Source organism: Streptomyces boncukensis, assembly GCF_011045075.1.
Classification (GTDB): Bacteria; Actinomycetota; Actinomycetes; order Streptomycetales; family Streptomycetaceae; genus Streptomyces; species Streptomyces boncukensis.
Window position 1 is genome coordinate 1 of the sequence record NZ_JAAKZZ010000317.1, and the last position, 8,905, is coordinate 8,905.

The 8,905-nt window shown below is 75.2% G+C and carries 7 protein-coding genes; 4 read left to right on the top strand and 3 right to left on the bottom strand.

What is annotated here, in order from left to right; translation table 11 throughout:
- The 3 genes from G5C65_RS24960 to G5C65_RS24970 all read right to left on the bottom strand — a co-directional run.
- Positions 1-430, bottom strand: a 430-nt coding sequence (locus G5C65_RS24960; protein ID WP_241266031.1) for a glycosyltransferase, incomplete at its 3' end; no start/stop codon positions are given.
- Positions 405-1,634, bottom strand: coding sequence for a glycosyltransferase 87 family protein (locus tag G5C65_RS39535; protein WP_165301175.1), 1,230 nt, complete (start codon positions 1,632-1,634; stop codon positions 405-407). The genes G5C65_RS24960 and G5C65_RS39535, both read right to left, overlap by 26 nt.
- 89 nt (positions 1,635-1,723) lie before the next feature.
- A complete protein-coding gene (locus tag G5C65_RS24970) occupies positions 1,724-3,520 on the bottom strand; it encodes a PucR family transcriptional regulator (RefSeq protein WP_165301176.1) in 1,797 nt (598 codons plus the stop codon).
- Positions 3,521-3,746: 226 nt separating this feature from the next.
- Between G5C65_RS24970 and G5C65_RS24975 the strand changes: the two genes are divergently transcribed.
- The 4 genes from G5C65_RS24975 to G5C65_RS24990 all read left to right on the top strand — a co-directional run.
- Positions 3,747-4,634 carry an FAD binding domain-containing protein gene (locus G5C65_RS24975; RefSeq protein ID WP_165301177.1) on the top strand — a complete coding sequence of 296 codons (888 nt, stop codon included), beginning with the start codon at positions 3,747-3,749 and terminating at the stop codon, positions 4,632-4,634.
- Positions 4,625-5,134, top strand: coding sequence for a 2Fe-2S iron-sulfur cluster-binding protein (locus G5C65_RS24980; RefSeq protein ID WP_165301178.1), 510 nt, complete (start codon positions 4,625-4,627; stop codon positions 5,132-5,134). The genes G5C65_RS24975 and G5C65_RS24980 overlap by 10 nt, the downstream gene beginning before the upstream one ends.
- Position 5,135: 1 nt before the next feature.
- Positions 5,136-7,586, top strand: a complete 2,451-nt coding sequence (pucD, locus tag G5C65_RS24985) for a xanthine dehydrogenase subunit D (RefSeq protein WP_165301179.1) — start codon at positions 5,136-5,138, stop codon at positions 7,584-7,586.
- A gap of 326 nt (positions 7,587-7,912) precedes the next feature.
- The coding region (locus tag G5C65_RS24990; RefSeq protein WP_165301180.1) for an NCS2 family permease at positions 7,913-8,905 on the top strand (993 nt) is incomplete at its 3' end.

The following is an 8,905-nucleotide window of genomic DNA, read 5'->3' on the forward strand; positions in this document are numbered from 1 at the left end:
GGTCGACGCCGGGGGCCAGCCGCGCCATCCGGGAGGCCGCGTCCGGGCCCAGCGCGCCGGCCACGCGGGAGCGGCTGTGCGCCGTGAGGTAGGTGACGGTGTCGCTCTGCCGCCCGATCCGGCGCAGCAGGCGGCGGGTGCCGGGGAGCGCCGCCCACCAGGTCTCGTGGCCGTGTGTGGTGGCGACGGACGGCAGCCCGAGCGGCCCGGCGAGCAGTCCGAGGGGCGCGGCTGCGCCGAACCACACCCGGTCGCAGCCGTAGCGACGCGCGAGCGCGCGCGCCGTGGCGGCGGTGCGCGGGGTGGGCAGCAGGGTCCGTGCGCGGTCCCGGACGACGGGATACGGCTGGGCCGCGTCGAAGGCGTCCGCTCCGGCGCCCCCGGCCGAGGTGTAGACGAGGGCCTCACCCGGCGGGAACCGGCGCGCCATCTCGTACACGAAGGTCTCGATCCCGCCCCGGCGCGGCGGGAAGTCGTTCGTGACGATCAGCGTGCGGGGGCTGCGGCGGCTGCGGGGGCTGCTGCGGGGCATGGTCGTTCCTCCAGAGGGCCCACAGGACCAGGACGGCGGGGTAGACGAGATAGCCGAAGCGGGACGCGGGCATCAGCGCCGACGCGGCGAACAGGCCCAGCGCGAGCCGGAGTCCGGCGGCGCGCCCGTCCCGGGGCGGCCGCAGGAGCAGCGAGCCGCCGACCGCGAGCGCCGCGCTGAGCAGCAGCGCTGCCGCCGCCGCGTGCCCGGCCGGGCCGAGCCCGGCGAGCAGCGTGCCCGGCAGCGGCGCGTCGGCGGACGAGGCGGCGCCGGCCAGCCCCAGGGGGTAGCGGACGGTGTTGGCGGTGAAGCCGCCCGGGTCGCGGAGCGCGGGCAGCAGGACCCCGGCGGCCAGCACGGGCGCGGCGTGCGCCCCGAAGCGCGATGCCGCCCGGCGTCCGCCCCGGGCGGCCGACAGCACCAGCCCGACGGCGAGCGCGGGCCAGGCGGTCGCCTTGAGCGTGGCCGCGACAGCGAGCGCGAGCCCGGCGCGCCCTGCCCGGTCCCGGGCGGCGAGCCCGAGCCCCAGGCAGCTCAGCCCGATCACGGGCAGGTCGTCCCCGCCGACCGCCACCGGCAGCGCCACCAGCGGCGACCCGAGCAGCAGCGCGAAGCGGCGCGAGGGCAGGCGCAGATGGGGGCGCAGGCTCAGCGCGAACGCCGCAGCGAAGGTCAGCGCGAACAGCGCGCGGGCGTCCACGTGGAGCAGTTCGCGCGGCACCCCGAACAGCGCCATGCCGGGCAGATACGGGTTGTACGCCGTGTAGGGCTGGTCCGTCAGCTGGTCGGGGGAGAGGTACGGCGTGCCGTACGCCAGCAGCCGGGCGCCCGCGCGGTGCACCACGGACACCTCTTCCTGGGCGCTGCCGGCCGCCGTCAGCACCGCCAGCGGCAGCAGCGCGGACCCCGCGGCGACGCCGCGTGCGAGGTACGTGCGCGGCAGGCTCGGCGCCGCCAGGGTGAGGGCCGCGCCGAGGGCGTACGCGGCGGCGGCCGTGCCGCCCCAGACGCGGTGCGGCGTCAGGTGGGTCACGAGTGCCGTTGCCACGGCGAACGCGGCGAACACGGTGTAGAGCAGGGCCTGTTTGCGCGGTGCGGTCACAGGTCCCAGCGAACCGGACGGGAGGGGCCCCGATCATTCCCGGCAGATGCCGACTCGGGGTAGAGCCAGCTCTACCTCCGCACGTGGGGTCACCGCATCCGCAGGGCCAGGAAGAAGTCGAGCTTGTCCTCCAGCCGGGACAGGTCGCGGCCGGTGAGCTGCTCGATGCGGCCCACCCGGTACCGCAGCGTGTTGACGTGCAGATGGAGGCGGGCGGCGCAGCGCGTCCAGGAGCCGTCGGCCGACAGGAACGCCTCCAGGGTCGGCACCAGCTCGGCGCGGTGTTTGCTGTCGTACTCGCGCAGCGGATCCAGCAGCCGGGCCGTGAACGCGCGCCGCACGTCGTCCGGTACGAAGGGCAGCAGCAGGACGTGGGAGGCCAGCTCATGGTGACCGGCCGCGCTGACCGTCCCGGCGCGCGCCGCGGCGACCCGGCGCGCGTGCCGGGCCTCCTCCAGGGCGCCGCGCAGCCCCTCGGCCGAGTGCACGGCGGCGCTGAGCCCGAGCGTCAGCCGGCCGTCGTCCGCGAGCCCCCGCTCCAGCGGGGTGCGGACGGCCGCGAGCAGGGACTCCGCGTCCAGCCCGAGCCGGGCGGTGCCGTCACCCCGCCCGGATCCCGGCCCGGAATCCGGTGCGGAGCCCCGCTCGGGCTTCCCTTCCGTCCCGGCGTCCTCCTCCGGCTCGTGCGCCGGGAGCGGGACCAGGGCCACCGCCTCGTCGCCGAGCTGGGCGACCGCGAGGTGGTCCGAGCCGTCGAAGCCGGTCACGCGCGGGTCGACCAGCAGCTCCTCCAGCAGCGACTGGGCCGGTCCGCCGTCCTCCGGCCCATGCGGCCCGTCCGGCCCGCCGTCCAAGCCCTGCGCGGCGGAACCCCGCGCGGCGGAGGGCGCCGGGGGGTGGCGCTCCCACTCCATCCGGGCCACCACCACCTGCCAGTGCGGCGCCGTGCCCAGGCCCGGCAGCAGCACGGGGGCCGCGACCCGCAGCCGGGCGGCGATCTCGGCGGGCGGGGCGCCCGACTGGACCAGCTCCAGCACCTCCCGGGCGAGTCTGCGGCGCACCGTACGGGCCGCGTCGCGGCGGTCCCGCTCGACGGCGATGAGCTGGGTGACGCCCTGCAGCAGGTCCACCCGCTCGGCGGGCCAGTCCCCGGCGTCGGCGGCGACCGCCAGCAGCCAGTCGGCCAGCAGCGTCTCGCGCGGGTCGGCGGCGCCGTTGCCGCGCACCGGGAAGAGGGAGTACGTGGTGCCGTCGGCGGCCACCCGGTACGGCGGGCGCCACCCGCCGCGCAGCGCCGCCAGGTGCTCGCCGGCCAGCCGCGCGCCCAGCGCGGGCGGCAGCGCGGGCGCCTCGCCGGGGCCCGCCACCTGGCGCCCGGTGGGGGAGAGGACCCAGGCGGGCAGGTCCAGGTCCGAGCCGAGCAGGTCCAGGACGGCGTCCGGGCCGCCCCCGCCGGGGCCGGTGGACATCAGCCGGCGGTGCCGGTCGACCACGGCCGCCAGGTCCCCCGCGCGCTCCGTGGACACCTGGCGCACCACGTGCTCGGTGATCGTCGCGAACGCCACCGCCTCGGTCACCGAGAACAGCGGCAGCCGGTGCCGGGCGCAGGCCGCCACCAGGTCGCCGGGCACCGGGCCCAGCTCGGCCTCGCCCGCCGCCAGCCCGGCGACCCCGGCGGCGGCCAGCAGCCGGACGAACGGCTCCGAGTCCTCCGGGCCGCGCCACCAGGCCAGCCCGGTCAGCACCAGCTCGCCGCCGGACAGATAGCGGCTCGGGTCCCGCAGGTCGGTCGTCATCACCCCGCGCACCGTGCGGTCCAGCTCCTCCTCGCCGCCGAGGAGGCGCAGGCCCAGCGCTTCGTTCTCCAGGAGTGCGCGCAGCCGCATCGCGTCGTCGCCGCCGTTTCTTTCCGTCGCGTTCTTTCCGTCGCGTTACGGCGTGCTGTCGCCGTACCCGTCCTTCGTTCGAATCTACAAGACCCGGCGTCCGGCCAGCCAAACCCTTCATGGCTTCAGTGACTGCCCGGTGCGGGGTACGTGTCTGTGTACTGAGCGGCACCCCTCAGCCGCCAGAAGGGCTCCGGCCCCCCACCGCCCCACGAGAAGAGACAGCATGGAGTTCCTGCGCCCGCGCACCTGGCAGGAGGCGCTCGCCGCGAAGGCGGAGCACCCCTCGGCGGTGCCGATCGCGGGCGGCACCGATGTGATGGTCGAGATCAACTTCGACCACTGCCGCCCCACGCATCTGATGGACCTGGGCCGCGTGCCCGAGCTGCACGAGTGGGAGGTCGGCTCGGCGACCGTCCGGCTCGGCGCCTCCGTACCGTACACGAAGATCATCGAACGGCTCGCCCCCGAGCTGCCGGGCCTCGCCCTGGCCTCGCACACCGTCGGCTCGCCGCAGATCCGCAACCGCGGCAGCGTCGGCGGCAACCTCGGCGCCGCCTCCCCCGCGGGCGACGCGCACCCCGCGCTGCTCGCCGCGGGTGCCGAGGTCGAGGCGGAGTCGGTGCGCGGGGCCCGGCGCATCCCCGTGGAGGACTTCTACACCGGCGTCAAGCGCAACGCGCTCGCCGACGACGAGCTGATCAAGTACATCCACATCGCCCGCGCCGACGGCCCCCAGCAGTTCTCGAAGGTCGGCACCCGCAACGCGATGGTCATCGCCGTCTGCGCGTTCTCCCTCGCGCTGCACCCGGCGCGGCGGACCGTGCGCACCGGCATCGGCTCGGCCGCGCCCACCCCGCTGCGGGCCCGCGCCGCCGAGGACTTCCTGACCGTGGCGCTGGAGGAGGGCGGCCACTGGGACAGCGGACGCCCGCTGCCGCCGTCCGCTGCCCGGCGGTTCGCCGAGCTGTGCGCCGCGGCCTGCGACCCGATCGACGACGTACGCGGCAGCGCCGCCTACCGCCGCCGCGCCGTCGGCGTCATGGCCCGCCGCACCCTCGGCTGGACCTGGGAGAGCTACCGCGGCGAGGAGAGGAGCACCCGGTGCGCGTGACATTCACCGTCAACGGACGGCGGCACGAGGCCGACGACGTGTGGGAGGGCGAGTCCCTGCTCTACGTGCTGCGCGAGCGGCTCGGGCTGCCGGGCTCCAAGAACGCCTGCGAACAGGGCGAGTGCGGCTCCTGCACGGTCCGGCTGGACGGCGAGCCGGTCTGCGCCTGCCTGGTGGCCGCCGGGCAGGCCGAGGGCCGCGACGTGGTCACCGTCGAGGGCCTGGCCGGGTACGAGGCCGCGCGCGCCGGGACCGCGCCCCGCGAGGTGGGCACCGTCCAGCAGGCGTTCCTCGACGCGGGCGCCGTCCAGTGCGGCTTCTGCACCCCGGGGCTGGTCGTCGCGGCCGACGAGCTGATCGAGCGCAACCCCGCGCCGTCCGACGCCGACATCCGCGAGGCGCTCTCCGGCAACCTGTGCCGCTGCACCGGGTACGAGAAGATCCTGGACGCCGTCCGGCTGGCCGCGGGCCGGGCGGCGGCGCCGGAGGAGGTGAGCTGACATGGCCGGTACAGCTGACACGACGGCCGCCACGGGTGCGGGTGCGGGTGCGCGTACGGGTACGGGTACGGCGGGCGCGACGGCCGTCGGCGCGCGCACCGGGACCCCCGACGGCGTCGGCGCCTCGGCCCGCCGCCCCGACGGCACCCTCAAGGTCACCGGGGAGTTCGCGTACTCCTCCGACCTGTGGCACGAGGACATGCTGTGGGGCTGCACCCTGCGCAGCCCGTACGCGCACGCCGAGATCGTCTCCGTCGACATCGGCGAGGCGCTCGCGCAGGCGGGCGTGCACACCGTGCTGACCTACGACGACCTCCCGGCCGAGCGGAAGAACTACGGCCTGGAGATCAAGGACACCCCGGCCCTCGCACACGGCCGGGTGCGGTACCACGGCGAGCCGGTGGCGCTGGTCGCCGCCGACCACCCGGAGACGGCGCGGCGGGCCGCCGCGAAGATCCGCGTCGAGTACCGCGAGCTGCCCGTCGTGCACGACGAGGACAACGCCCTGGCCGAGGACGCGCCGCTGCTGCACGCGGGCCGCGAGGACGATCACGCCGCACACGTACCGCACCCCAACATCGTCCACCGCCAGCCCGTCGTGCGCGGCGACGCGGACGCCGCGGCCCGCCGCGCCGACGTGGTCGTCACGGGCACGTACCAGGTCGGCATGCAGGACCAGGCGTTCCTCGGCCCCGAGTCCGGGCTCGCCGTGCCCGCCGAGGACGGCGGCGTCGACCTCTACATCGCCACCCAGTGGCTGCACTCCGACCGGAAGCAGATCGCACCCGTCCTCGGACTGCCCGAGGAGAAGGTGCGGATGACGCTCGCCGGGGTCGGCGGCGCGTTCGGCGGGCGCGAGGACCTGTCCATGCAGATCCACGCCTGCCTGCTCGCGCTGCGCACGGGCAAACCGGTGAAGATGGTCTACAACCGGTTCGAGTCCTTCTTCGGCCATGTGCACCGCCACCCGGCCACCCTGCGGTACGAGCACGGCGCGACGCGGGACGGCAGGCTCACCCATGTGCGCTGCCGTATCGTCCTGGACGGCGGCGCCTACGCCTCCGCTTCCCCCGCGGTCGTCGGCAACGCCGCCTCGCTGAGCGTCGGCCCGTACGTGGTGGACGACGTCGACATCGAGGCCCTCGCGCTCTACACGAACAACCCGCCCTGCGGCGCCATGCGCGGCTTCGGCGCGGTGCAGGCGTGCTTCGCGTACGAGGCGCAGCTGGACAAGCTGGCGGACCGGCTGGGCATGGACCCGGTGGAGCTGCGGCAGCGCAACGCGATGGCGCAGGGCGCGGTGATGCCCACCGGGCAGGTGGTCGACTCCCCGGCCCCCGTCGCGGAGATCCTGCGGCGGGTCAAGGCGCTGCCGCTGCCGCCGGAGCGGCAGTGGGAGGCGGCGGCGGAAGGGGGCCGGGGCGCGGTCGACGTACGGGCGCTGCCCGGCGGGCTGTCCAACACCACCCGCGGCGAGGGCGTGGTGCGCGGCGTCGGCTACGCCGTCGGCATCAAGAACGTCGGCTTCTCCGAGGGCTTCGACGACTACTCCACGGCGCGCGTGCGGCTGGAGGCCGCCGGGGGCGAGCCGGTCGCCCTGGTGCACACGGCCGCAGCGGAGGTCGGCCAGGGCGGGGTGACGGTCCATCAGCAGATCGTCCGTACGGAGCTGGGGGTCGGCCATGTCACGGTCCACCCGGCCGACACGCGCGTCGGCTCTGCCGGTTCGACCTCCGCCTCGCGCCAGACGTACGTCACCGGCGGCGCGGTCCGGCACGTGTGCGGGCTGGTCCGGGAGGAGGTCCTGGAGCGCGGCCGGGCCCGCTTCGGCGCCCACCACCCCGCGTGGACCTCCGCCGAGCTGCTGCTGGAGGGCGGCAAGGTCGTGACGTCCGGCGGCGAGGTGCTGGCCTCGCTGGTGGAGGTGCTGGGCGACGAGCCGGTGGAGGCGGTCGGCGAGTGGCGGCACCGGCCGACGGAGCCGTTCGATCTGACGACGGGTCAGGGGTTCGGCCACGTCCAGTACTCTTTCGCGGCGCACCGCGCCGTGGTCGAGGTCGACATCGAGCTGGGGCTCGTCAAGGTGGTCGAGCTGGCCTGCGCGCAGGACGTCGGCAAGGCCGTGAACCCCGACGCCGTCGTCGGCCAGATCCAGGGCGGCACGACGCAGGGGCTGGGGCTCGCGGTGATGGAGGAGATCCTGGTGGACCCCTCCGGGAGGGTGCGGAACCCGTCGTTCACGGACTATCTGATCCCCACGATCCTGGACACGCCGACGATTCCGGTGGATGTGCTGGAGCTGGCGGACGAGCACGCCCCGTACGGGCTCCGGGGCGCGGGCGAGGCGCCGACCCTGTCGTCGACGCCCGCCGTGCTCGCCGCGATCCGCGCGGCGACGGGACGTGAGCTCCCACGGGTCCCGGTGCGCCCGGAGCACATCGTGGACGTCTAGTGCCGTGGCCGGAAAGGTTTGCCGTCTCGCGTCGTCCGGTGCAGGGGGCACCTCCCAGCGGTAGCTGGGGGAGCCTCGCAAGGCGCCGGATCGCGGCTCGTACTGGGCGTACTCGCGTGATCCGGCAACGCCGCGAGGCGCCGTGCCGGGCGGCGCGAGGCGGTGAACCTTTCCGGTCACGGCACTAGCGCGCGAGCGGGGCCAGCCCCGATGCCGGGAGCGGAAAGCAGGAGATGGAGGTGATCCCCTACCCCACACCGGCGGCTCGGGCCGTCCCCCGGGTCGTGTGTTCCCCAACCCCCCAGGACCCTTGGGAGCCACCACACATGACCCAGACCAAGGCACCACCCCTCACACTGCGGGAGCGCCCCCGGCGCTCCTGGCTCGACCGCTACTTCCACATCTCCGCACGCGGCTCCAGCTACGGCCGCGAGGTGCGCGGCGGCGTCACCACCTTCATGGCGATGGCGTATATCGTCCTGCTCAACCCCGTCATCCTCTCGGTGCCCGACGTGGACGGGCACCGGCTGGACGGCGGGCAGGTCACGACGGCCACCGCGTTCGCCGCTGCGGCGACCACCCTGGTGATGGGCGTCGTCGGCAAGGCGCCCCTGGCGCTGGCGGCGGGCCTGAGCGTGTCAGCCGTCGTGTCCTTCCAGGTCGTCCCCGAGATGACCTGGGGCAACGCCTGGGCGATGTGCCTGATCTACGGGGGGATCATCATCCTCCTCGTCGTCACCGGGCTCCGTGAACTGATCATGAACGCGCTCCCGATGGCGCTGAAGCACGCCATCACCATGGGCATCGGGCTGTTCGTCTGTCTGATCGGGCTGGTGCAGGCGGGCTTCGTGACCTCGATGCCGGGGCCCGGCGGGGTGCCCGGGGCCAAGCCGATCCAGCTGGGCACCGCGGACCAGCTCACCGGCTGGCCGGTGCTCTGCTTCTCGGTGACCGTGCTGCTGATCTTCGCGCTACAGGTGCGCAGGGTGCCGGGCGCGATCCTGATCGGGATCGTCGGCGGCACCGTACTGGCCGCGCTCGTGCACCAGTTCGCCGGGCTGACGAAGCAGGACTGGGGCGGGCGGAACGCGCCGGAGCTGACGGGGTCGCTCGTCAGCTCGCCCGACTTCGGGCTGCTCGGCGACGTGTCGTTCCGGGGTATCGGGGATATCGGGGTCATCTCCGTCGGCGTCATCGTCTTCACGCTCGTCCTCGCCGGGTTCTTCGACGCCATCGGCACCGTCATCGGCATCGGCCAGCAGGCCGGGCTCGCCGACGACAAGGGCCGGATGCCGGGGCTCAACCGGGCGTTGGCGGTG

Bases quoted from the DNA above. Each gene is read 5' to 3' on its own strand.
- G5C65_RS24970 (WP_165301176.1), bottom strand. From the start codon at position 3,520: ATGCGGCTGCGCGCACTCCTGGAGAACGAAGCGCTGGGCCTGCGCCTC.
- G5C65_RS24975 (WP_165301177.1), top strand. From the start codon at position 3,747: ATGGAGTTCCTGCGCCCGCGCACCTGGCAGGAGGCGCTCGCCGCGAAG.
- pucD (WP_165301179.1), top strand. From the start codon at position 5,136: ATGGCCGGTACAGCTGACACGACGGCCGCCACGGGTGCGGGTGCGGGT.